General features: G+C 61.2%; 10 protein-coding genes. 4 read left to right on the forward strand and 6 right to left on the reverse strand.

The window, feature by feature from the left end:
• Positions 1-26: 26 nt before the first annotated feature.
• The gene (locus Mal15_RS03655) at positions 27-1673 is read left to right on the forward strand and encodes a putative transporter (protein WP_147866520.1); all 1647 of its coding nucleotides are present in this window, start codon (positions 27-29) and stop codon (positions 1671-1673) included.
• A 220-nt stretch (positions 1674-1893) separates the two neighbouring features.
• On the opposite strand, the gene Mal15_RS34510 is transcribed toward Mal15_RS03655, so the two are convergent.
• From Mal15_RS34510 to Mal15_RS03670, 3 genes are all read right to left on the reverse strand, one after another.
• Positions 1894-9045, reverse strand: coding sequence for a hypothetical protein (locus tag Mal15_RS34510; RefSeq protein ID WP_233903259.1), 7152 nt, complete (start codon positions 9043-9045; stop codon positions 1894-1896).
• A 258-nt stretch (positions 9046-9303) separates the two neighbouring features.
• Complete coding sequence (locus tag Mal15_RS03665; RefSeq protein WP_147866521.1) at positions 9304-12810, reverse strand: vWA domain-containing protein; 3507 nt, start codon at positions 12808-12810, stop codon at positions 9304-9306.
• On the reverse strand, positions 12807-13382 hold the full coding sequence (locus Mal15_RS03670) for an RNA polymerase sigma factor (protein ID WP_147866522.1): 576 nt from the start codon (positions 13380-13382) through the stop codon (positions 12807-12809). Before Mal15_RS03670 ends, Mal15_RS03665 begins: the two co-directional genes overlap by 4 nt.
• A 504-nt stretch (positions 13383-13886) precedes the next feature.
• Here Mal15_RS03670 and Mal15_RS03675 point away from each other — a divergent pair.
• Entirely contained in the window at positions 13887-15764 is a 1878-nt protein-coding gene (locus Mal15_RS03675) for an NHL repeat-containing protein (RefSeq protein ID WP_147866523.1), read from the forward strand.
• A 172-nt stretch (positions 15765-15936) separates the two neighbouring features.
• Here Mal15_RS03675 and Mal15_RS03680 read toward each other — a convergent pair whose 3' ends face one another.
• From Mal15_RS03680 to Mal15_RS03690, 3 genes are all read right to left on the reverse strand, one after another.
• The gene (locus Mal15_RS03680; RefSeq protein ID WP_147866524.1) at positions 15937-17199 is read right to left on the reverse strand and encodes a DUF362 domain-containing protein; all 1263 of its coding nucleotides are present in this window, start codon (positions 17197-17199) and stop codon (positions 15937-15939) included.
• A complete protein-coding gene (locus Mal15_RS03685; protein WP_147866525.1) occupies positions 17196-18884 on the reverse strand; it encodes a leucine-rich repeat domain-containing protein in 1689 nt (562 codons plus the stop codon). Before Mal15_RS03685 ends, Mal15_RS03680 begins: the two co-directional genes overlap by 4 nt.
• 441 nt (positions 18885-19325) lie before the next feature.
• Positions 19326-20816 (reverse strand): trypsin-like peptidase domain-containing protein, encoded by a 1491-nt coding sequence (locus tag Mal15_RS03690; RefSeq protein ID WP_233903260.1) that lies wholly within the window; start codon positions 20814-20816, stop codon positions 19326-19328.
• 487 nt (positions 20817-21303) lie between these two features.
• On the opposite strand from Mal15_RS03690, the gene Mal15_RS03695 reads away from it, so the two are divergent.
• The gene (locus Mal15_RS03695) at positions 21304-22659 is read left to right on the forward strand and encodes a DUF4013 domain-containing protein (protein WP_233903261.1); all 1356 of its coding nucleotides are present in this window, start codon (positions 21304-21306) and stop codon (positions 22657-22659) included.
• Positions 22660-22738: 79 nt separating this feature from the next.
• Positions 22739-24256 (forward strand): S41 family peptidase, encoded by a 1518-nt coding sequence (locus Mal15_RS03700; protein ID WP_147866526.1) that lies wholly within the window; start codon positions 22739-22741, stop codon positions 24254-24256.
• The last annotated feature ends 116 nt before the right edge of the window (positions 24257-24372 follow it).

Consider the following 24372-nt stretch of genomic DNA (forward strand, 5'->3'; position numbering starts at 1 on the left):
ACTTTCGACTTGGGGATCTTGATTCAATGCCGCCTGTTGCTGCTGCCATTTTAATCGTCACGCTGGTCGCCGTGAGCGGGCTGGTGTTGGGCGGGATTCGCATCCGCGGGATCGGGCTGGGGCCGGCCGGGGTGCTGTTTTCAGGCATCTTGTTCGGCCACTTCGGCGCTTCGATCGATCACGAGATCGCGGACTTTACGAAGGAGTTTGGGCTGATCCTGTTCGTCTTTACGATCGGATTGCAGCTCGGCCCTGGTGTGATCGAGCTTTGGAAGAAACAGGGCATCCTGCTGAACTCGATGGCGCTGTCGATCGTCGTCCAGGCGGTCATCTTGATCTGCATCTTCGTCACCGTGCTCAAGCTTCCCGCGTTGACTTCGGCGGGGCTGTTCAGCGGCGCGACCACCAATACACCCTCCTTGGGAGCCGCCGAACAGGCCGCATTGTCACTCTCGGAGGACAATCGCGGCGGCATCGGATCGCTCGCGTCAGCCTATGCGGTCGCCTACCCCGGCGGCATCCTCGGGATCATCGCGTCGATGCTGCTGATCCGGCGGTTGTTCGGCGTGGACGTCGATGAAGAAGCGGCCAAGATCAAAGAACAAGAGCGGCAGGACTACGAACCGATCGAACGTCGCTCGATCGTCATCGACAATCCCCACTTGGGGTCTGTTCCGTTCGGCAAGATCCCTGGCGTCGAAGAGTCGGGGGTCCGGGTGTCGCGGATTCGGCGCGCCGGCGAAGACGTCGTTCACGTGGCGACCGACGAAACGGAATTGCACGACGGGGACCTGGTTCAACTTGTCGGCCCACGCAGCGAACTGGACCGCATCGAGCCGGTGATCGGCCGCAAAGTCGATGTCGACCTGATGAAGGAACCGGGCGAAGTCGCCTACCGTCGCATTTTGGTGACCGATCCTCGCGCCCTGCGAAAACCTCTCCGCGAACTGTCACTGGATCAAGTGTTCAACACAACGGTCACCCGGATCATTCGCTCGGGGGTTGAATTGACGGTGCGTGGATCCAGCCGCTTCAGCTATGGGGACATCGCCCACATCGTCGGAGACAAGGAGTCGATCGAGCGGGCGACAAAGTTCTTGGGCAACAGCGGGAAATCGATGAAGGAGACTCAGTTTTCGCCGCTGTTCTTCGGCATCGCCGTCGGGGTCGTCGCCGGCATGATTCCGTTTCATCTGCCCGGCGTACCGTTCCCGATTCGGTTGGGGTTCGCCGGCGGACCGCTGATCGCGGCGATCGTGTTCAGTCTGATCGGCAGCATCGGCAAGTTCGTTTGGTACATCCCCTATTCGGCCAACTTGGCACTTCGGGAATTGGGGATCATCCTGTTCCTGGCCTGTGCGGGATTGGGTGCGGGGGAAACCTTTTTCGAAGCCGCGCTCAGTGTTGAAGGCATCAAGTGGATGGGGCTGGGGATCATCGTCACGATGGTCCCGCTGCTGACGACGGGGATCGCGGCGCGGGTGATTTGGAAACAGAATTTCCTGACGATCTGTGGTGTGATCGCCGGCAGCATGACCGACCCGCCGGCGCTGGCATTCGCCAACTCCCAAGCCGACTCGGACGCCAGCTCGACCGCCTATGCGGCCGTTTACCCGCTGACGATGATCCTGAGAATCATCGCCGCCCAGGCCATCGTGATGATGTTCGCGTGAGTGCCTGCGGCGGTCCCACCGATGGCAAGGCGCAGGTGTTCGTTGTGGCTCGGACGCTGGCGCGAACCGGCTGATGTCAAATGAATGTCATCCGCTTGGCGCGGGCCCAATCATGAGCGAAACATCGCTGGCCCCCTCTTCCCCAGCCCTTCTCCCCCGCAAAGCCGGGGGAGGAGGGATCCATTGCAAGTTGTGTAGACACCAGTGGTTCCAGGGAGTGTTAATCCACTTTCGTGTCGGTTGGGCGGTTGCTGATCGCCAAGGCGAGTGTGGCTGCGAGGCCGGCCAGCAACAGGGTGACCAAGGCGATCTGCCAGGATGAGATTCTGAAGAGCGAGGCGAATTCCAGTTCCAGCTCCAGCGGTGCGTTCTCGGCGACCTGCACGGTGCGAGAGAAGGTGTAGACCGAGCCTTCTTCGGGCAAACTGATGATGATCGCTTGCGGCGCCGGTTCGGTGGTGCGTTGATGACGGACCAGCCGGGCGGCGATCTGTTGCAGCACGGCGTTGTCTTCGGTCGTGTTGCCACGCAACAACTGGCTCAGCTGTTGGGGGCGGAAATTCAATTGGTCTTGCTGCAGGATCGGGTTCTCCGCCGCCGCTTGGCGCAGCTGTTGATCGTCACCCAGCGCCGTGTCGCTGGGCGTGTTGTCCAGGTACAGGCGTTGGCGGCGGGTGTTGAGTCCGACGATGGCTTGCTGGGTTTGCAGGTTTTCCAGCTGGACGCGGGCGTCTTCGTTGGACGCGGCATCCAGGGCGTATTGGTTGGCGACGCTGTTGAGCGCCCAACGCGCCTTGGTCTGTTCGCCGGCTTGAAGCAATTCGTTGGCTTGTTCGAGCAACTGCGCGGCTTGCTGCGCCTGGGCCTGTCGTTTTCCGACGACCTTGGACAGGTAGGATCCGCGATCGTATTGCTCCTGCTGGGTCTGGGTGATCAGTTCCAGGTTTCCGTCGTCGTCGATCAATTCAAACCCTTTGGGGGCGACGACGTTCCATTGAATGTTCTCCAGCGGCACGTTCAGTTCGGGGCTGGTCAATTGCAGGTCACTCAAGCGACCGCCGGTGACCGAATAGACGAAACGCACGGTCGCGGTGCGGTCGTCGATTCCCGGCAAAATGTAGAACTGCCAGCGGTTGGTGTCGCCGCCCTGACGAATCGAATTGACGCTTTCGCCGTTGACGAAGATGCTGAACAATTCACCTCCCCGGGGCAACCCGACGCTCAGACTGCTCCGCTGGATGACTTCGATGGTCACGTCAACCGATGTCAACTGATCGCCGGTCGGTGACAGAATGGTGGTCAAGGAGCCTTGGGCGACGCGGAGCTTGAGTGCATCGGCGATCGAATGCCGTCGTGCGCGGACGGTCAGCGGGCTGTCCGGGGTGACCGCACGGAACGTGAACACCGGGGCATTGCGGTTTTCCGCTTCACGCAGCTGCGTCGGCAGCGTGCTCCAGTCGACGCGCTGCCAGCCGTCGGAAAGGGTGTCGTGTTCCAGTTCCAAACGTCCACCGGCACGGACGGCGACGTAGTACGACAATTGTCTCGCTTGGGGGAACCCGGCCGGACGGAGCGTTTCGCTGTCGTTCTCGCGTTCGCCCCGGCGTTCGTATTCGATGCGGAAGTCGACCTTGCCGACCACGCGACGTTTGAACTGGATCTCCCAGATGTTGGAATCAGCGGCCGAGCGGATAAAGTCGCTGACCGTGCCACCGCTCGCCCGCAAGGTCTTGATCACGCCGGGATCCGTGATCGGCAGCACGACTTGCAAGGACCGCACAGACGCGTTTTGAATGTTGAAGTTTGCGATCAACGCCGACCGAGTCTGGCCTTCACGCAGCGTGACTTCGTGCAGCACTTGCCCGGTCACCCAAGGATCAAGTTTTTCGATCCCCAGCACCAAAGTCCAATCCCGTTGCAACAAACGGAACGCCAGTGCGCCCTGGGCTTCGCCGCCCATCGTCCGCGGATCGGTTTCGGAGACGTTTTGGCGGGATTCGGTTCGGAGCCGAATGCCGGTGGTCGGGCGGACGACCAGGTCACCGGTTTGACGCGTCGCCTCGTTCAGCTGGAACCGCGGAATCTGCCACTGGCCGACGTCGCTGGGGGCGGCGCCTGAAAGCGCCATCGCGAAGGTTTGTGTGCCCAGGGTCTTGCCGCTCAAGTGCAAGATGATCTGCCGCTGGTCGCCTTCGTTCAACTCCGCCCAGTGATGCAGCGCCGCCCCGCTAAGCGATTCGACTTCCAGACCTTCGGGAAGCGGAAAACTCAATTGGAACAATCCTGCCCGAGAAATCTCCGCGGCAAAATTGACCCCCAACACGACGCGTTCATCGCCCAGTGACAGCACTTGCTTGCTGACGACACGCACCTCCGGCGCGACCGGCGCGACACGCACGGCGACGTCACCGCCATCGGCGCCGTAGCGATACACGCGATGCAAGACGGCTTGTTTGTTGGTGATCAAACCGGCGTCAAAGTCACCCAGATTGACGGCTGACATTTGGTTCGGGACCGACGATTCGGGTTGGGCTTCGGGGCCGAATGCGAGCGCGACCAAGCCGACTTCGCCGTCGGCCTGGGCGACTTTCATCGGTGACAACGTGACGTCGGTCGGCAGCGGATCGAGCCCGCGCTGGGTTTCGATGGTGACATCAAAGGCTTGTGACTGCGCGGGGTCGATTTGAAGTTTCAACTCGCCGCTGTCGGCGTCAAATTGCCAGGAGCCGACCGGTCCGGACACGGCGCTGACGGTCAGGCCCGAAGGGACCGTCACGTTCAACTCGCTGACCTGTCCCTGGGCGGTGCGGATGTGAAGCCGATGGCGGCCGTCGACCACACCGGGGCCGGGAAGGTACAGGTTGGACGCTTCGACGAAGAACTGCGTTTCCTCGGTCGTCACGTCGCGGGCCTTGGGTTTCAGGAACAAGCTGGCCGGTCCCGGCATCAGCAAGACGTTGGCCTGTGTCGCGTCGGCGACTTCATCCGCATCGATCCGCACGGCGGTCGGGCAGCTGACGTCCCATCCGGCTTCGTCATAGCGGAGGTCGATTTCTTGGACGGCCGCCACACCGGTCAACACCGGGATGCCCCCGGTCGGCTGGACGGCTTCGAGTTGAAACTCAAACGTCGCCTGGTACTCCGAGACGGCTGCCGGCCCAGTGCCTTCATCGGGCCCAGTGCCTTCATCGGGCCCAGTGCCTTCATCGGGCCCAGTGCCTTCATCGGGCCCAGTGCCTTCATCGGGCCCAGTGCCTTCATCGGGCCCAGTGCCTTCATCGGGCCCAGTGCCTTCGTCTGGCGCAGTCTCCTCGGTCGTTCCCGTTTCCTCGGCAGCTTGCTCCGCCACCGGGATGCTGACGATGTACGTCAGCCCTTCGCCGGCGACTTCGGTCTTGGTCAGACGCAACCCTTGGCCTTCGAACCGAGTCAGGATGGCGGGGGCTTTGAGCAACAGGAACCGATCGCCCGGTTTTCCGGAAAGTGTGATCGTTGCGTTGGCGGTCAGCCGTGCGTCTTGATGCGTTAACTGCCATTGCTGTTTGACGGAGCTGGCCGCTTTGAAGCCTTCGGGAACCGCCGCCACACTGTTTGCCGATGACGCGAGCAACATCGCAATGAAAGCCAACATCGGCGTCACGCCTCCGAGTCCTTCGCCCGAGGCGGGGTCGTTTGAATCCCGTTTCGCCGCACGTTTGGCTTTCCTGCGTTCAGCGAGTTCACGCGCGGATTGTGTGGTGTGGCGGATCCACTGACGGGCCGGCGGCACGAACAGAAACACCAAAATCGCCAGGGCGAGCAAGCCGAAGAACCACCCCGCACCGTCGCCTTGCAGCAGCACTCCCAAAGCGAGCAACAGGATGCCACCGCCGCGGAGCAGCCGTTGCTCCTGCGTTTCGGTTCGCCGAAAGGACCATCCGATGGCGACCAGACCACACAGCAGTGCGGTGACGCCGGACGAGGACAGGTTGACGCGCCACAGCGGGGTGTTGCTGACCTGCAATTGTATGGTTTCCCCGGCCGCCAAAATCGGCACGCTCAACTGCAGCGGCGCGGGGCTGCCGATCTGCGAAAACGCGACCGCCGCGGTGACCAGCGCCACGCCGATCGCCACGGCCAGACTGATCAGCCCGGCGACGCGGCGGGATCGCGTCTGCCGGCATCCCCAGGCACCCAGCAGGGTCAGCAGCACGATCACGACCAACGATCCGAGTCCGCGTTTGGCGACCCAGTCAAACCCGGACGGCCGCAGCACCGGGACGGGCGGCGTCACGGTCCCGCCGCGGGGCGCGAGCACATATTTCTCGTCGCCGGTCACGTCCCATTGGGTCTTCAGGACGGGCGCGAATACGGTCGGCAGGGCGAGTTGGGGGCGGGACTGGTCGACGGCCGGTTTCCCCAAACGCAAGCGGACTTCGACCGGAACGTTGGGATCGGTGCCGCCGGGCAAGGGGATCAGCGTGGCATCCTCGCTTTGACGCGCGGTGACCGGCTGGCCGGCAACCGAAACGGCCCACAAACGCACCGGTTCCTGCGGCAGCTCGATCCGCAGTGCCCGTTGTCCACGCGTCTTGATGAAATACACGACGTCGGTGACCAGTTCTCCGTCCTGCGACACACGACTATTGGCCTCGGCGAACTCCACCACCTGCGTCACCGTCGTGCCGGGTTCGAACCAATTCACGTTCAACGTCAAGTTAAAGGGACGCTCGGTGTACTGCCAGGTCCCCAGCGGCGGCGCGGTGCTGAGCAACCGCAACTCGGCGGGCAGTTCCAAGGGATCCAAATGCAGCATGTCCTCGGACACCGATTCGGTTTGAATCTTGACCTGCATCGGACTGACGACTTGGATAAAGCCGCGTTCCCCTTGAACGTCCAGCGGTACGACTTGTCCAGGCCGGAACGCACCGTTGTTCTGATCGGGTTTTTCTTCAAACGTCACCAACAAGGTGTACGGTCCCATCACCGGCTGGTGCAGCGAAACGATCAGAGTGTCATCTTCACGGCGATACGTGCGAACGTCACGGCCGTCGACCATCACGTTGCCCACTTCGGCGGGGACCGTGATCCGCCACTCGGATACCGGCGCCCCGGTGACGAAGTAGTTGATCAACGCGCTGCCATAGACCGTTTCTTCGCTCAACGAATACAGATGAAAAACGTCCGCCTGCACGCTGCGGTCGAGTCGCTCGACGCGCATCGTTGCCGACCAGCCCGGTTGTCGAATGCGAAACGCTTGCTGCAAATTCGGCATCGGTTTGGGAAAGTACGACAAGGGTTTTTCGGCCAGTAAATCGGTGGTGTCGACCGAGATGCGGAATCCTGCGGCGCCGATGATTCCGATATCACCGCGCACCGATTTGGCCTCGGGGTATTCGATCCGCGGCAGATCCCAATTGCCTTCGGACGCGGCTTCTGTTTTTTCCAGATGCAATGAAACCAGCTGACGCCCCGCCACGTCTTGGCCGAAGACGACCTTCAAGTTGCGTCGACCCTCGGTGACCGCCGATGCGGTGATGTAGTCGGCCACATTGGCGCCGGTGACCGAGACGACCGAATAGTCCGACGGGATTCGGAAATCCCACTCACGAATCGGGGCCTCGCGGACATCCAATTCGACGTCCGCCCGGATCACACGATCGGTTTCGGCCAGCTCATACAGCACCAGTTCGGAGACGTTCACTTCGGGTTGAATTCGATCGGCCGCGATCGTGAACGTGTGCTCGGCGGAGGGAAAGCGATAGACGAAAACCTGTCGGGCCTGGACCGCTTCGCCGGGGAATTGATCGGGCGCCAGTTGATTCAATCCACTCAGCGCCGTCGGTTCCAGCCGCACCGATCCCGTGTTCATCAACCGCAAGAAACCCGAGTGCCGGATCGCACCGAGCGGATCCAGTCGCAGCCCTTCGACGCGGACCGGGAACGCACCGAGCGCCGTCTGGCTGCGGATGTTGATCTGGCTGTGGCCGCTGATCGGCTGGCTGAGTGTCGCTTCCAGCCGACGATCCTCGCCGGTCCCGGAGACTTTCCAACCGATCAGATTGTCGCCTTGAACATCCAGGATTTCACCGGGGCCGCGGAGTGCGATGTCGAACGATTTCAATTCACCCTGTAACACTTGATAATTGATCTGGTGGTCTTGGCGAAGCAGGCCCGCGCCGACCATTGCTTCGACCTTGCCGGTGGTCGTGAAGAAAAGTTTGCCTTCACCGGTTTGCCGAGCGGTTTTCCACTGCAATTTCGCTCGCCCCGTCGCCGGCAAGAACCCTCGCCAGAGGTCGTCATTGCGAAGCGGCACCACGGATTCCTGGTCGCGATTGAATTCCAGGTCGGCCGCGAGGCCCCGTAGCGTCAATGGGACGACGGCGCTGGCGGCGACGGCGAAATCCATACTTTTCACGTTATCGCCCGTCGCGGCCAATGTGGCGACAAACTCCAACGCCACGGGGAAGGAACCCGTTTCAGGAAACGTCAGCTGATAGACCGATTGGCCGTTCGGCGTTGCCAGTTGCAATTGGTAGCTCGGGCCATCGGGGATTTCGCTGACGGCGGCATGGCCCGAAAGGATCACGATCTCCGCACCGGCCTGGGTGACCTGGGCCGTGCCGCGAAGCTGAAAGCGAACCGATTTGCCATCGGGATTCATTTGGCCGTCTAAAGTCGTTTCGACCAGCTCGACCGCTGCGGGCGCGGCACCGTCACGATGGAGCGACAATTTGATTTCACCGCCGGTGGCTGATTGGAAACGGTTTGTGTTGTCGCCCGATTCCAGCGGAACGAATCCGTCGACGGAAAGGACGGTGCCGAGAATCTCGGGGGCGTACTGGATGGTCACGACGCAGTCGAAGCCGACCGAGTCACCGGGAGTTAGGTGTGTCAGGCCGATCGTTGCGGGCAGCTGAAGTTCGTCGGAGCGGGTTTTGATTTCGAGTTGCAGGTCTGTGACGCCTTCGTTGACGTGCAGATCCAAGAAACGCGCGTCGCCTTCGCGCCGAACCGCCCACGATCGCAGGTTCTCGCCGCGGACATCGGTCACCTGGTCGTCGCCGCGAACCCCCACGCTCAACGTCTTCGCGCGGCCTTGGATCACCTTGAGCGTCAGCTGGATGACCTGTTCGATACGCTCGGAGGAAACGTTTGCCGTCGACGTGGCGCGGGCGGAATAGAAGACCGGGGGTTCGGGGATCTGTCCGCGGGCTTCGACAATGATCGTTCCGGTACCGTCGGCGGCGATGGAACTGTTGATGTTCGCCCGGGCGGCGTCATCTTGGGCGTTGCACGAATACCGGTGCAGCAAAAGCGGCGCCAGTACGAACAGGGTGACAAGAACGACGAGCGTTGTTTTCAGCGGTGACGGTGTTGTCGCGTTCATGGATGTCGTTCCTGGGGAGAGAAGTTTTCAATGCAAGGTGCGGGGGGAGGAGTCGACGATGAGGTTCGGAATCACTTTTGGTCGTCGTTCGACCCTCCCTGCCAGGGAGCGTTTCTGCCTCGTTCCAAGGCTCTGCCTTGGAACGCACCGCAGCTGTGGCTCCAGCCACATCCACCACGTGCAACCAGAGGCGGAGCCTCGGGGAATCCCCGTTCCCAGGCGGAGCCCGGGAACGAGGCAAAACCTGAAACCTGAAACTCACCCCCCGCCGATCTGTCGGGCTTGACCGATCATCTGACGTAGTTGCTGGATTCGTTTCGCATTGCGGTAGGGTTCGGGCAATCCGGACAGCAGGTCGGCGAGGGTTTTCAGATCGACGCTTGCCCCCAGCGGTTCGCCTCGGAGCTTGGCGGCAAACAGTGCGGCGGCGGATGCCAGTTGCATCGACGGGGCGGCTTGGTCGGGCCGTGCTGCGTCGGGTTGATAGGGGATCGGCCAGCGGTTTTCGACCATTTGTCCGGTCGACAGATCACGGAACCGCACGGACACCGAACCGACGTCACCTTCGCCGTCGGGCAGGGCTTGGAATTGGTAGACGGCCACACCGGCTTCGGCCGCGGCCATCTCGGCCGCATCGACTTTGTCGTTGCGAAAGTCTTCGGTTTTCAGCAGGTGCTTTTCGAAGCCCAGCAACTTGTAACGTCCGACCCGTTTGGGGTTGAATTCGATTTGCACTTTGACGTTCTTGGCCGACGGACGCAGCGCGCCGGCGATCTGCCGCACGAATCCGTCGTCGGCGTCTTGGGGCGAATCAAGCAAGTAGTAGCGGCCGTCGCCTTGGCGTGTGAGCGCTTCCAAAACTTCATCGTTCAAGCCTTCGGCGACGATTCCGGCGGCATCGAGCGCGATCCCGGACTCGCGGATCGTGGTGATCAAACGCGACAGGCTTTCGGGGTCGGCATCGCCCAGGTTCACCGCGCCATCGGTCAGCAACACGATCCGATTTTGGGCATCGGCGTCATGTTGTTCTTGTGCTTTCTCAAAGGCCAATTGCAAGGCCGCTTCGATATTGGTGCCACCTTGACTGGGCAGACGCTGGATCAAATCGACCAACGGTTGCGATTGTGCGCCGTCGACCTTGTCGGCCAACAATCGCGGCGTGCGTGCGAAACCGATCAGAGTGACTTGGTCGCCCGCTTTGAGTTGTTCAGCGAGGAGGGTGAAGGCGCGACGGACGGTTTGTTGGCGATCGATGCGTTCCATCGATCCCGAGTTGTCCAGCAGGAAGGTCAGACGCAGCGGTGTGTTGCTCGCTCGTCCGGCGGCAGCCGTCCGCATCGAGACTCGCAGCAGGTTGCGTTGTTGCAGGAAGGGATGGATCGCTTGTTCGAGCTGGCAAGAAACCTTTTCGTCTTGCCCGGGCATCGGGTCACCATAGTCCAGAGCATTGACGAATTCTTCGATGCGGATCTTTGCCGCCTCGGGCCATTGGCCTTGGGCGAGTGCCGCGGCGGCCAGTTTGAACGACACATCGCTGACGTGCAGCGAGAAGGTCGAAAACGCTTCCTCTCCGGCGTACTTTTCATCCAGGCCTGCGGGGACAGGAGTCTTCTCCACGCTCGATCGTTTCAAAAACTTCGATTTGGACAGCATTTCCGGGATCAAACTCTCCGGCCCGGAAAGATTCGCTTGGCCGTTGCTTCGGCTCGCGACTTCGCCACGCTGCTGCAGCCGTTCCAGCTCTTGAAGACTCTCGCTGTTGGCTTGATCGGCGCTCGCGCGTCGGCTGAATCGTTCGAGTCCTTCCAGGTTGGAGGCGATGCCCTGGGCTTGATCGGCTTGCGACTTGCCTCGCTGCGACTGGCCGGCTTGTGGTTGAGCCGATTGTGGTTGCATCTGGTCATACCAGCGGTCGGCTGCCTGCGGAACCTTTTCGGCCGGCTGGATACCGTAGGATAAATCTTTGCCGGCCATCGTTGCCTGTCTGCCCGATCCGGTAATTCGTAAACCCAACTCGGGGACCTGTTCGCCCAACCCGGAAACGCGTGTTCCGGCTGCAGCAAGGCCGCGCGTCTCGAGCTCCCTTGTCTCGGGAACGATGATCCGTCCCTTGGCGATCGGTTCTGTTGTCGGTTCGGGTGATGTGACGTCGCCTAACTCTGCCAGTTCTTTCGTCGAATCGGTGGGCCTGTTTGCCGGCGCTGGTGCCGTTGTGGGACTTGGCATGGAGAACGAAAGTGCGTTGGAGTTGCCGTAATGATCAGCCGCGGCTTCGCCGGACCTCGGAGCAGCAACGCCGCCATCGGTTCCCATCGCGCCGTCCATCCCCACTTCACCGCCCATCGCCATTTCATCGTCCATCGACATCTCAACGTCCATTTCCATCCCCATCGCCATTCCGCCCATCCCCATCATCGACTCGTCCATGCCCGTGCCGCGTCCCTCGAGTTCCTGCGTGGCGTCCCAAAGCTGTTGGCCATCTTGCGCGATTTGTTGTTGCGGTGCGTCCAGCTGTTTTTCCAACTGCTCTTGCCACGCCCCTTGTCCTCCGCCCATGCCGCCGCCGAATCCTCCGCCACCGGCGACGCCCCAGTCGCGGTTTTTGGCGACGTCAAAATCCGACGGTCCCGCGGGCGGTGTCAACAGACCCAGGTTCTTGGACCGCTCGACGCCACTGCGATCGTCGGCCAGTCGCTCGGCGACACCACGCTGCATGCCGGCGCGACCAAATCGCCATTCGGATCCATCGGCGGACGGTTGTGGATCGGCGGCCAACGAATCGATGGGCGGAGGTTCAACCGCGAGAGACTCGTCGGAGAAATCAAATTCCTGGTCGAATCGCTGCCTTCGGCCGGCCGAGAATTGCGGCGCCGAATCCGCAGGGGTTCCAAGCCCTTTCGCTTCGACAGATTCACGCTTCAACTTGTCGGCTTGATTCGCACCGGACTCTGAATCAGACAGGGTTACCGCGGATTCAGACAGTGTTACCTGAGGAACCGTGGGATAATACTGCACGTCGTCCTGCAGGTAGTACGCGGACGGTTGATCTGATTCGGCGACGATCGCCCCTGCGGCAAGGTGGTCTTCGATGGCCGACAAGGAGGCTTTCGAATCCATTTCGAAATCAACGACGGGTGCGCCGGTCGGTTCGGCCGGCTTAGCCGCGCGGCCATTGCGGAACCGCCTTTCGCTGCCGCTTTGGGCTTCTTCCCGTTCCGCGAATAACATCACCGAGGGCGCAGCGGTAGCGGACTCGGCACGCGGTGTCTCGGCGTCAGGCAATTGCATCGAATACTCAAAGGATTCCAACATCTGTCGGCTATCGGTCGCCGCCTGGCCGACTCGGGATGCCCGGGTGGCGCGGAGCAAGACGTACGATCCGGTGGCCAGCATCAAGAACAATCCGGCGACGCACAGGGAGACCGTGACACGGGTGACGTTCCAGAACCGGTTGGACTGAACCAGTGGCTGCGGTCCGCCGGTTTCTTGACTCTGGCCGCTGATGACCGACAACACCTTGCGGCGCCGATCCGCAGGCAGTTTCCAATCCTGGTCGTCGGCCGGAGGCTCTTCCCCTGCGGCGACTTCGCGGATCAACGAGTCGACCGATTCGAATTGCTTCTTCAAGGCCTGCAGCTCGGGGCGCTCTTGAATCAAACGATTCAATGCTTCCTGTTCCGATGCGGACGCTTCGCCATGAACGAGCGCAGCGATGCGGGCTTCCAAATCGGAGTCCATGCGGTCGTTTTGAGATTCTTCGTTCATGACTTTCCGTCGATTCCGAGCGGCCGGAGCTTGCCGGCCAGCTTCTTTAAAATGTGGTGCAATCGGTAGCCGACGTTGCCGATGCTGAGTCCCGTTTGGGCGCTGATGTCGCTGTAGCTGAGGTTTTCGAAATACTTGAGTTTCACCAATTGTCGATCGGTCGGATCGAGTTCCTGCATGCTTTGGCGGAGCGCCGCGACGGCCTCCATCCGCAACAGCATCTCTTCGGGGGATTCGTCCGGCGTGTCGCCGTATCCGGTTTCGCCGTAGGCCGATGGCGGCTTGCCGTCATCGGTGTGAAGCGATTCGCGTTTGAGGTGTCGGAGGTAGCTGAAGGCGCGATTGCGGACACTGCGGTACAGCCAGGCACTGGGGTTCTCGACGTCCTCCCATCGCGCATGCAGTTGCAGAAAAACGTCCTGGACGATCTCCTCCGCCACCGCGCGTCGGCCGGTCAGCGAAAACGCATATCGCAACAGCGCTGTCTCCTCGCTCTCAAATAGGGCGCGCAGGGTGGGCTTTGACGCACCCTCGGCACCCGATGGCTTGAGATCAGGAGTCTGTTTCAACATGAATTCGCTTCGGTCCGCCTGGCAAAATTGAATCACGACCCCTTTATCCTCTCACAAGGTCAGACTCGCCGCGAAGCAATTTCTTAGTGGGATTTCGGCGTTTTTTCCAAGATTCGCGATTTCGGAGTCGGGCGTGGAGTGGGATGTGGGGCAAGACGATGCGTGAGGCGTTGATGCCGGGAGAGCTGATGGCAGAATGATGGGAAGAGAGAGAGGGGGGACAAGGAGAGGGTGGGGGCGGAACGCGGGATTTCGGCAAGATTGTTTCCGACGCTGGATGGAGCTTTTCCGGTTCAGGAAAAATCTTTCCGCCAAGCGAAGCATTCGTCGTGGGGATTGCCGTCGATCGCGGATTGCGTTCACGCGTGAGGCTGCCAGGGTCCAGGAATTGCAGCGACCGACCGATCGCGTGTCGCTTGTTTGCCATCTAATTCGGAGCGGCCGAGGATGCTCCTTGACATCCGATTCGAGGCACTGGCAAGCCACTGCGTCAGCGAAACTTCGATGTCAAAACAACGCGTTGGGTTGAAACGGTCTCGCCGTAGCGGTCGCGGCGATTGCCAGGCCAGGAATTCACGTCGCCGCCTCTTCATCGAACCACTTGAAGCTCGTTGCCTGCTGGCGGTCGACGTGTTGTACGTCGGCGACCAGGGCGACAACTCGATCCAGGTTTTCGATGCCGGAACGGGGGCCTATGTCAGCACGCTGGTGCAAAGCGGCGCCAGCGGCTTGAAGGGGCCTCGTGGAATGGTCATCCAGGGGAGCAACCTGCTGGTCGTTAACCAGAACGTCAATACAGAATTCAACGGCGAAGTGCTGCGGTTCAACAAGGACAGCGGGGTGGCGTCGTCACCGTTGGTACCGTCGAACCATGCAAACGCTCCGTTCGCACCTCGCGGGTTGGTCGTTAAAGACAACGTCGCCTACGTGGCGGACTTTTTTGCCGCGCCATCACGGATCGCAAAATACAATGCGACGACCGGGGCCTTCATCGGAAGCTTGATCCCCAACGGGTTTGCCGCCGAGTTCAATCCGCGCGGACTCGTCTTTGGTCCCGACAACAAACTCTACGTCACGGTCTACAGCGCCTTCGACTCGGACATCCTCTCTGAAGACGCGTCGGGCTATGTGTTGCGATTCAACGATACGTCAAGCGGAGCCTTTGAAGTCATCGCACGCAACACCCCGGATGGTGTCCATCAATCCGGTGAACTGCACAATCCCGAAGGTATCGTTTTTGACCCCAGCGGTACGTCCTTGTACGTGACCAGTTTTCGCCCCGATCGATCGGGCAACGGGGTGGTCGTGATCGATGTTGCCACCAAAACGCAACGGGAATTCATCCCCTTGGGCGGTGACAACGCGGCACAATCGCTTCTGTTCGGCCCCGACGGTCGGCTGTATGTGCCCATCAACACCGGGGCTGCTGCCGGCTCGGTGCGTGCCTACGACGTGACGACCGAAAGCTTCAATGCAATCGTCCCGACGACCAGTGGTCGTCTGCAATCGCCTTGGTATTTGACGTTTGGCAAAACCAATCCGGCCACGCTTGCCTACGAATCCGGGACAACGGTCGATGCCGCCCCGGTTTTGGCTGGGGTTGAATCGACTCCGATGGATTACCCGATCCGATCCGCTGCAAAGGTCGTCTCGCAGACGTTGAATGTGGCCGACGTCGATTCAACCGTGCTGACCGGAGCCACGATTCGGATTGCGAACAATTATCAATCCGGCAGCGACGCCCTCTCGCTGGGCGGTCCGCCCGTGCTTCAGTCGAATTGGAATCCGGCGACGGGGACGTTGACGCTAAGTGGTACCGCGACGTTGGCGAAGTACCAGGGGGCGTTGCGGTGCATTTTATTTGAAAACACTTCGTCTAACCCCTCGACCGGTCAGCGACGCGTGGTGTTTCAAGTCAGCAACGGCTCGGTGACCAGCAATCAGGTCTCCCGAGACATTCGCATCGTGGCCGCTTCAGCCACACTCGCGTCGGGTCAGGCGTTCTCCCCGTCGGTCCCGGCTCTCACGCCAACCCTCCCGCCGCCACCGAGCCAGGGGGTCACGACCGTTGCCTCGGCAACCAGTCTTACAGGTACGCCGGTCGGGGCAGAAGCCGAAAGCGATTTCCTGCGATCACAAGCGACGGTTCCGGATTCGAACACCGTGGATCGCGTCCCGATCGACGAGGACCGTGCGGTTCAGCAAGCGAACTTCAAACGGATCGTCGCCGATGCGACTGGGAATCCATTCCTTTCGCCATTCCTGATCGATGAGTCGCTTCGCTCGCTGTACGGTGACTCCCAATCTGAGGAACCGTTGATCCAAATTCCGCGAGATGAATCGGTGAAGTTGCTGGCTGACACACTGGTTCTGGCTCCATAGACGAAGGCGTGCACGGGGCAGCATGTTCGGCCCCCAAGGGGGCGATTTGGATCACACGATTGCATTGAAGCAAGGTGAGATGTGCGTGTGAGCGGAATCGAGGTGGAACCTGGAGGACGGGAACTGGGCAAAACGATGGGGGCAAAACGACGGGGTGGCAGGATGACGGGGGTCAAAGTAAATCGCCGTGGTCATCGAAGCGGAGCGGTTGGGGGTCGCTTACGATTTCAAGATGGTCGCCGTGTCGAGCGTCTTCGAGATAGGATTCGCTGCATTGGATCTGTTCCAGATCCAGCGTGTCGGGGATCCGCAGCCAACGGCGCCGGTCGGCGGGAATCGGGGATTGGGCGCAAACGGCGTCCAGCACGTCGCGGTCGCTGTCGAACCAGACCGGTAGCGCCGCCGCGGTGGGATGGCCGGCGGTGATGCAGTTGATCCGCGTCTTGACCGGGTCGATTTCTTCGGCGACGCGTCGATGAGTGTACTCGGCGATCCCGATGCCTGACGCATTGCCGGCGGTCTTTGCGGTCAGCGAACGGACGTAAATCTGTTGGACCTTGGGCCATTCGTCGTCGCCGGCCATTTTGTCGTGCCACTTGCGGCCGACGACGTTGGTGTCCAGTCCCGTGCCGCTGATCTCTTTGCCGATTCGATCGATGATCAACAATTCGGCCGTCGAAAACGGTAGCTTGGGCATCCACTCGGTCGCCGTGTTTAGCAGCGTCGGTTCGATCGCCAACAGTTCGTCCGCGTTCGCCACCGTGATCCGGCCGATCGAGTCGTGGGCGTCTTCGACCAATGCGACGCCCAGCAAAAACGGGGTGGCGGCAAGAATCGTCGGGATCGCGTTTGCGGTGATGCGGTCCAGCCGATAGTCGAAGGACTTGAAAGCGGGATGAAAGGTGATCGCGCCGCGATGTTTGCCAAGGCCGATCATCAACATCTTGCAGATGCCGCTCTGGATCGAACCGCTCAGCTTGGTGTGGGGTTTGATCCGGTTGATCACGATCAAGTGATCGGCCGCAGCGGCATTGCGGTCAAAGTACAGCGGGATGCTGTCTTGTCCGATCGCGCACGTTCCGATGGGCACGGTATCCATCGAAGATTGGATCGGGCAACCGACCGATTGGGGCGTGATTCCCAAAGCGGCCAAAGTGGCGGTTTGACCGGCGTCGGTCGCCCCGCCATGGCTGCCCATCGCCGGGACGATGAACGGTTCGGCCCCGCGATCGATCAACAAACGCACGACGGTTCGGGTGACTTCGTCGATGCGGTCGATGCCACGGCTGCCGACCGCGATCGCCACCGATTGTTTCGGCCGGATCTGTCCCAGCTCCGCTTGCGCCGTGAGTTGACGGGTCACGTCGGACGCCACGTCGTCGATGCGGTGCGAGGGCAGTGTTTGTTTCGCGGTAAAGAATCGGGGAAAGGTCATTGAACACGCAGCTGAAGTGGGTTGACGTTGCAATCCGGACGCAGCGTTTTGAGCTTGGCTAAACCGGCGCTCGTGATTGAGGTGCGTTGAACGTCGATCGATTCGAGCGACTTGATTGATGCCAGCGTCGCAATCGCAGCGTCGGTGACACCGCTGCCGGTCAACCACAAGGTCTGCAAATTCGTGTGACCGGCCAGTGACGCGATCGTCGGGTCACCACATCGGGTCCAGCTGAGATCCAGTTCCCTCAAACCCGTTGCCTGCCTCAGCCAAGGTGCGATCGAATCGTCGACTCGGCTCGCTTCGAGTGACAATTGGTCCAATCGATCGGGGGTCGGGCAAAACCGAATCAGATCGTCGGTTGCGATCGGTTGCCGCGACAGATCGATCCACGTCCAGTCACTCGTCGCGGGCAAGGACGCAAGGCCGAACGAAGTGGTTTCACAACCTGACAAACACAGTTGGGTGAGGGGGCGCGTCGTCGGATTGGATCGAAGCTGGTGGTCATCGACTTTCAGGAAGTCAACCAACGCGCGTTCTGGCGATGGGGCTGGCGATGGGGCTGGCGATGGGGCTGGCGATGGGGCCGGCGATGGGGCCGGTGCTTCACTCGATCCGTCGCCGGGGATGTCGATCGGGATTTGGTAAAGCGCTGCAAGTTGCTGGTAGATCCAACGTCGATTGGCCACGGTGTCGCCGTCGAGAAACAGATGGGTGTAGGCGATCGCGTTGGCGTACCAGCGTGCCAGATCGGATCGTTGTTGTGCCGAGGCATGGCCGTCGGTTCGCATTTCTTGGAACGGAATCAGATCGCGACCGCCGAGGACGCGGTAGCGGGCGAATTGCAATCGTGGGCTGTCCCATCCGCCCACCGTGGCGAGGCATCGATCCAGGTGCAACGATTCGAAGTAGCCGGCGATGCCTTCGATCAACCAAAAATCGGATCGCGCGCCGGGGAGTTCGCCGGTCAGCCGCGATCGCGTGGATTCGCGGAACAGCTGGTGAATCAATTCGTGACGACGTGATGCGACCGCGTCGGCCGACGCCGATGGATAGAAGAACGATGTCTGCCGCTCGTCGCTGTAGAACCCCGTCGATTGCTCGATGCCGGGCGTCGATTGGCCCAGCGTGCGGGCGTAGTCGTCGGCGTCTTTGAGCAACACGACTCGCAACTTGCGCCGCGACGACATCCGCGCCGGGCTGTCGGCCAGGGCCGAAGCGACGGACTGGTCGGCCGCGACGTCTCGCAAGTGCAACGCGACCTGCTGGCTGCCGTCCCAAAGTGGAAAGAACAACTGCGTCCAGACCCAAAACACGTGTTCCAAATCAGTGGCTATTTCACGTGTGGTCTGTTCATCGGCATGGGAGAACAGTTGCAGGTGCGGCGTTTCGACTTGACGGTACGACCCGCTTCGCCAACCCAGCCATCGCGGCGCGCTGCGGCCGCGGGAGGACTTGATCGTGAAGGTGGACTTTGCGGCGGCCGATCCGATCGGAAGTCCCAGGTAGCGCCGGAGCACCGGGGCATCGGGATCGGCAGCCAATTCATTCCACAACCGCTGGTACGCCTGCCAGCCGTCGACGTTCCAGGCGGGGAGGTTTTCGTCCGGGGAGGCGTCGCAGACGCGTCGGACGCTATTGCCGACGGCAGGCGGGTGGTCCGAATCGGAGCTCGAAATCGCCACGGCGACCATGCGGTCGGCATCTGGACCGGCAGGTTGCTGGGCGCGTGCGTCGCGAGTGGTGGTTAGCAGAGTAGCGCAGAGGAGGACGACTTTGGCAATGAACAACGAGTTCGGAGCGAGATATGGCTCCCTTCTCCCCCGCAAAGCCGGGGGAGAAGGGAGCCATCGTAGATTGAATCGACATTGGTGGCCTTCAACCGAAGATGAACTCAAGCCTTCAAATTGCAAGCTTTCAAATTGACAGCGGCGTGGTCGCCGAGGGGGCCATTGAATCTTCATGCGATCCATTTTAAACAGACGCTCGTCCCGGCTGGGTCAGTAAGCTTGCAGCGGTTTTCTGCAAGCTTACTCCGGGACGAGCGTGACTGTGTTGCGGGGCAAGCGTGTCGACCGCTCAGAGGGTCGATCAGGATGCCGAAGTCGCCATCGAGACGGGCGTGTTTAGTGTCGGACGTTTTCGTCGCGGGAGGCGAGTTGGAAATGTCCGTACAAGGTTTGTTCGCGGCGAACGATGTAGAACTTCGCACGCGGACCTTTTTTCATCTCGGGGTGTTCCAGGATGCCTGCCAGGTCGCTGATGCTGGCCGTTTGCCAGCCGTGGATTCCCAGCAAGACGTCACCGACTTGGATCCCCTGCTCTGCGGCGGCCGATCCGCTGCGGACGGCGGTGATGTACAGCCCGCCGCGGTAGGGTGTCCGCATCCGCGAGTTCAGACGGTTCATCGTCGATTGGCTGACCGGTTTGGCGCGGATCCCGATCACGGCCCAGGCGGTATCGCTGGGTTGTTGGGTCTCCGACGCGTCGACCGGTGTGGTCGCGACGGCCAGTTCCAACAGGCCGCCGTCACGTTCGACGGCCATCGGGATCGGTTGGCCCGGTTGCATTTGCAACAGGGCGAGTGAATAGTCCAGCCGATCGTCGACCGGCCGCGAACCAACGCGGACCACGCGGTCACCCGGCTTCAATCCCTCCCGTGCGGCGGGGCTGCTAGCGGAGACATGGGCGATCGTGATTCCGTCGCCATCGCGTGGACCGCCGTTGGTTCGCAATCCGGTATCGAGTCGTTGTGTATTGTGCTGATCGATCATCGACGTGACGATCTCGACGACCTGGTCGATCGGGATCGCAAACGCGATCTGCTGGGCACCGACGCGAACGGCGACGTTGACGCCGATGATCTCACCGTCGATGTTCAACAGCGGGCCGCCGGAATTACCCGGATTGATCCCGGCACTGATCTGGATCAGGTCTTCGTAGTCTTGCGTGTCGTTGACGGGAACGTCGCGGTGCAGGGCGCTGATGATTCCCTGGGTGCAGGTGTGCACGTAACCGTAGGCGTTGCCGATCGCGATCACGCTTTCGCCGACCATCAGATCGCTGCTGGTACCTCGGGGAACCGTCGGTAGTTCTCTGTCGACATCGACTTTGACCAGGGCCAAATCGTTTCGTGGTCTTGCGGCGATCAGTTCGGCACTGGTGACCGTTCCGTCATGCAGTGTGACGCGGATGTTGTCGACGTCTTCGACGACGTGGTAGTTGGTGATGACATAGCCCTGCGGATCGATCACCACCCCCGTGCCCATCCCGTTGACTTGGCGGAATCCGCCGCCATCGGTTGCACCGGCCATGCCGGCGGCGGTGTTGCGGATGGTCTTTTGTCCGTGCAGGTTGACGACCGAGGGGCTGGCCCGGCGGACGGCCAGTACCGTCGGAGTTTCGCGCCGGGAATCGGTCACGTGTCTGGAGACCGTCGCCGGTTCGAACGACGCCAGCGACGCATCTTGAGCGCTGACGCTCGAAGATTCCATCGCGGTCATCATCGAAAGGGCGAAGCCGACGGTTCCGATTCGACGCAGCCATTGGGTCGTGGCGGTGCGGAATCGGCCACTGGTCGGGCCATCGGTCGGGGCAGATTGGATCGGTGGTCGCATAGGTCCCCGTACCCGGTGAGCAGAACTGGATGCGTCGCTTGAGAATCGAAAGTTGCGGGTTTTCGATCGTCATGGGAGCCGGAATCCCCGGCACGAGAGAGTGAATCGGAACAACCAGTAGGATCCCTTGATGGCACCGCACGGATGCCGCAAGGTTTACCAGTCTTAACATTCCGCTGTCGGGTGGTGTCGGAAATGCGTCCCGCGAACGTGTTTGACGTCGCGTCAGGCTTCACGGCAGACCGATCGCTGCACTGAATCAAGTCAAGAATTAAAAGAAAAAGAACGAATTCCCGTTTCAGATTGCCAAGAATCCCCATCTGACTTGCGAACCGGATAGCCTGGGTTTGAAGCCGACGCTCCACCCGAGCGTGAAAGCTGGGTCGAGTGTCGAGAAAGGTGCCAGAGATTCAAAGTTTTTTTCGCTGCGGCGATTCTGTCAGTCGCAGTTGACTGTTTCACGACCAAGTCAGTGTGCAATGACGTGATGGGACGAACCAGCGATCGATCGACCGACATCGACGCGGACGCCGACAGCGCAACGGATCAACGGGGCGATCTGGCCGTTGAGGATCGACCGAGCTTGGTTGTGGGGCACGCTGTGCCGGAAAACGACACGGCGGGGGAGATGGTCCAGGCAGGCAACGGGCAGACGGACGCGGGGTCCGAGTTGAAACGATCCGAACCGCCGGCGGCTCGGGGATGGATCCGGATGATCGCCGGCGGCATCGCCTGGCTGGTCCGCGGTGTCTTTTCGTTGGCTTCGTTGATCGTCTGTTTGGCCGTGCTGGCGGCGATTCCGATTTTGCAACTGATCACGTTCGGCTATCTGCTGGATGTCGCCGGGCGGCTGGCGCGAGGTGGAACGCTGCGCGAGTCGCTGCCGCATTTGCGCGCCGCGGGCAAGATCGGTGTGGTGGTGGTGGCCGTCGTGATTGGTTCTTTGCCGGTGCAGTTGTTGGCTCACTGGGAAAGTGTTGCGTCGCTGATCACGCCGGGTTCCGATCAGGCGACGTTGCTGCGCGCCGCCGCGATTCTCGCTGCTTGTTTGGGAGTGTTCTATCTGCTTTGGGCGCTGGCTCGGGGCGGGCGGTTGGTGCATTTCTTGTGGCCCCAGCCCAAACGCATGTTGCGGCAGGCTTGGCGGCCGAGCACGTATCGTGAATTGCCGGACAAGCTTTGGGAATTCACCCGTTCATTGGAATTGGGGCGTTTCTTTTGGCTCGGGTTGCGTGGGGCGTTGGGGACGCTGGTGTGGTTGATCCCGGCGATGGTCATCATCGCCGCCAATCGCAACGGCGAGACCGGATTGGCAGGGTTGGTCGGCGGGCTGGCGTTGATCGCGCTGGGCGTCGTGCTGTTGTACCTGCCGATGTTGCAGGCTGAGTTTGCCGCACAGAATCGACTCCGAGCCCTGTTTAACGTCCGCCGCGTTCGCCGGCTGTTTTGCTACGCGCCTTGGGCCTGGCTGTTGGCGATGGTGCTGGGATTGGTCGTCTTGCCGATTCCGTTGTACTTGTTGAAGATCGAAGCGACGCCGCGTGAGGTCGTTTGGTTGCCGACGTTGATGTTCGTCGCCTTCATCCTGCCGGCTCGTTTGGCCGAGGGGTTGGCGCTGCGGCGGGCCGCGCGAATCGCCCAGAATCACGGGGATGGGACGGTGAAACCGGCGGGCGTCTGGAGTTTTGTTTCACGCTGGTCGGCGCGATTGTTGATGCCGGGCTTCGTCGCGATCTATTTGCTGTTTGTGACGCTGTCGCAATACACCAGCTGGGACGGGCTGCAGACCTGGGTGCAGCAACACGCGGTGTTGATTCCGATTCCGTTTTTGGGTGGTGTGTAGAGACGCCGGCAGGGTGCTGGCGTATGCTTTGCCAGGACACTCGGCCCGATTCTCCCCCCTCACGAATTCGTTTCAGCGTATGCCAGCACGCAACTTCAATCTGATTCTGTTTGCGGTGGTCGTCAGCATTCTGTGTCATTTCACCTATCGCAATGCCCGGACGGCCAGCATCTTGGGTGAAGCGATCGAGCTGATTGAGCAGAATTACGTCGATCCGGTGGACCGCCAGCAATTGCTTCAGGCCGCGATGGACGGGGTGGTCAGCCAGTTGGACGAACACAGCGGCTACTTTGCGGTCGAAGCGTATCGGTCGTTTCAGGACAACATGCACCAGGAATTCGCCGGCATCGGAATCTATGTGGCCCAGCCGCAACCGGGCCAGCCGGTCCGGGTGGTCACGCCGCTGGTCAATTCGCCGGCCTTGCGAGCCGGGGTCTTGCCGAACGACTTGATCATCAAGGTGGACGGTGTGGACGTGTCGACGATGTTGTTGTCCGACGTCAGTGAACGATTGAAGGGGCCGCCGGGCACGACGGTTTCGTTAACGGTGCGCCGGGCGGACGAGACGCATTCGATGACGGTCCAGCGAGCGACGATCGAATTGGAATCGGTCGTCGGCGACCATCGTGACGAGTCCAACCGCTGGGTGTACCGGTTGGCCAGCGAACCTTCGGTGGCCTATGTCCGGCTGAAAAGCTTTGGCGAAAAAACGGTGCGTGAATTGGAGCAGGTGTTGGTCGAATTGGACAACGACTTCGACGCCTTGGTGATGGATTTGCGTGGCAACGGCGGCGGGTTGCTGTACGCCGCCCGTGACGTCAGCGACATGTTTTTGAACGAGGGGCTGATCGTGTCCACACGGATTCGTGGCGGGGAGGTCGAAGATTCGTACTCCGCCACGTCCGGGACGTTGGTCGATCCGTCCAAACCGATCGCCGTCTTGATCGATGCCAACTCCGCCAGCGCCAGTGAAATCGTCGCCGCCTGTCTGCAAGACAATCATCGGGCACTGATCGTCGGGACACGCAGCTATGGCAAAGGAACGGTGCAGGAAATCATGCCGCTTCAGTATGGCCGCAGCGCCTTGCGGTTGACCGTCGCGCGGTACTTCCGACCCAACAACAAGAACATCCATCGAACCGCCGATGCGACCGAGCAGGATGATTGGGGCGTGACCCCGGATCCGGGATTCGTGATCCCGATGGAACCCGACGCGATCGCAAAACTGGACGCCCGCTGGCGCGAGGCGTCGTTCCCGATGCTGGTCGGGATCGATCCGCCCGATGCCGCGCTGCCGAGCGACTCGCCATACAGCGGCGAAGCGTCCGGCGTCGATTCGCCAGTCTTGGATGCGACTCGGCGAGAAATCTTGAAGCTGGAGGCTGAACTCAACGCGCTGCAGTCCAAGATTCAGCAGTCCGTTCTGTCCGAGCAGGCAGAGGCGAATCTTGCTCGCGGACCCGAGGCCCTTGCCGATGATCCGCCATTGCGGGCGGCAGTCGGACGATTGATCGAACGGTCCGTCGGGACAGCCGACGACAGCGGGGGTCAGGAGGAGGACGCGGAGCCCGAGGCTGCGGTCAGGGACGCGGCTTGACGATTGTGGAAGGAATGAGTCGCCGGTCAGACGTCGCTCCCTGTTAGCTCGTTCCAAGGCTCCGCCTTGGAACGCGATGAGGGTGTGGCTCCCGCCACACACCGTGCGCAGTCAGA

This window comes from Stieleria maiorica, from assembly GCF_008035925.1.
Lineage (GTDB): Bacteria > Planctomycetota > Planctomycetia > Pirellulales > Pirellulaceae > Stieleria > Stieleria maiorica.

Bases quoted from the DNA above. Each gene is read 5' to 3' on its own strand.
- Mal15_RS03655 (WP_147866520.1), top strand. From the start codon at position 27: ATGCCGCCTGTTGCTGCTGCCATTTTAATCGTCACGCTGGTCGCCGTG.
- Mal15_RS34510 (WP_233903259.1), bottom strand. From the start codon at position 9,045: ATGAACGCGACAACACCGTCACCGCTGAAAACAACGCTCGTCGTTCTT.
- Mal15_RS03665 (WP_147866521.1), bottom strand. From the start codon at position 12,810: ATGAACGAAGAATCTCAAAACGACCGCATGGACTCCGATTTGGAAGCC.
- Mal15_RS03670 (WP_147866522.1), bottom strand. From the start codon at position 13,382: ATGTTGAAACAGACTCCTGATCTCAAGCCATCGGGTGCCGAGGGTGCG.
- Mal15_RS03675 (WP_147866523.1), top strand. From the start codon at position 13,887: ATGTCAAAACAACGCGTTGGGTTGAAACGGTCTCGCCGTAGCGGTCGC.
- Mal15_RS03680 (WP_147866524.1), bottom strand. From the start codon at position 17,199: ATGACCTTTCCCCGATTCTTTACCGCGAAACAAACACTGCCCTCGCAC.
- Mal15_RS03690 (WP_233903260.1), bottom strand. From the start codon at position 20,816: ATGCGACCACCGATCCAATCTGCCCCGACCGATGGCCCGACCAGTGGC.
- Mal15_RS03695 (WP_233903261.1), top strand. From the start codon at position 21,304: ATGGGACGAACCAGCGATCGATCGACCGACATCGACGCGGACGCCGAC.
- Mal15_RS03700 (WP_147866526.1), top strand. From the start codon at position 22,739: ATGCCAGCACGCAACTTCAATCTGATTCTGTTTGCGGTGGTCGTCAGC.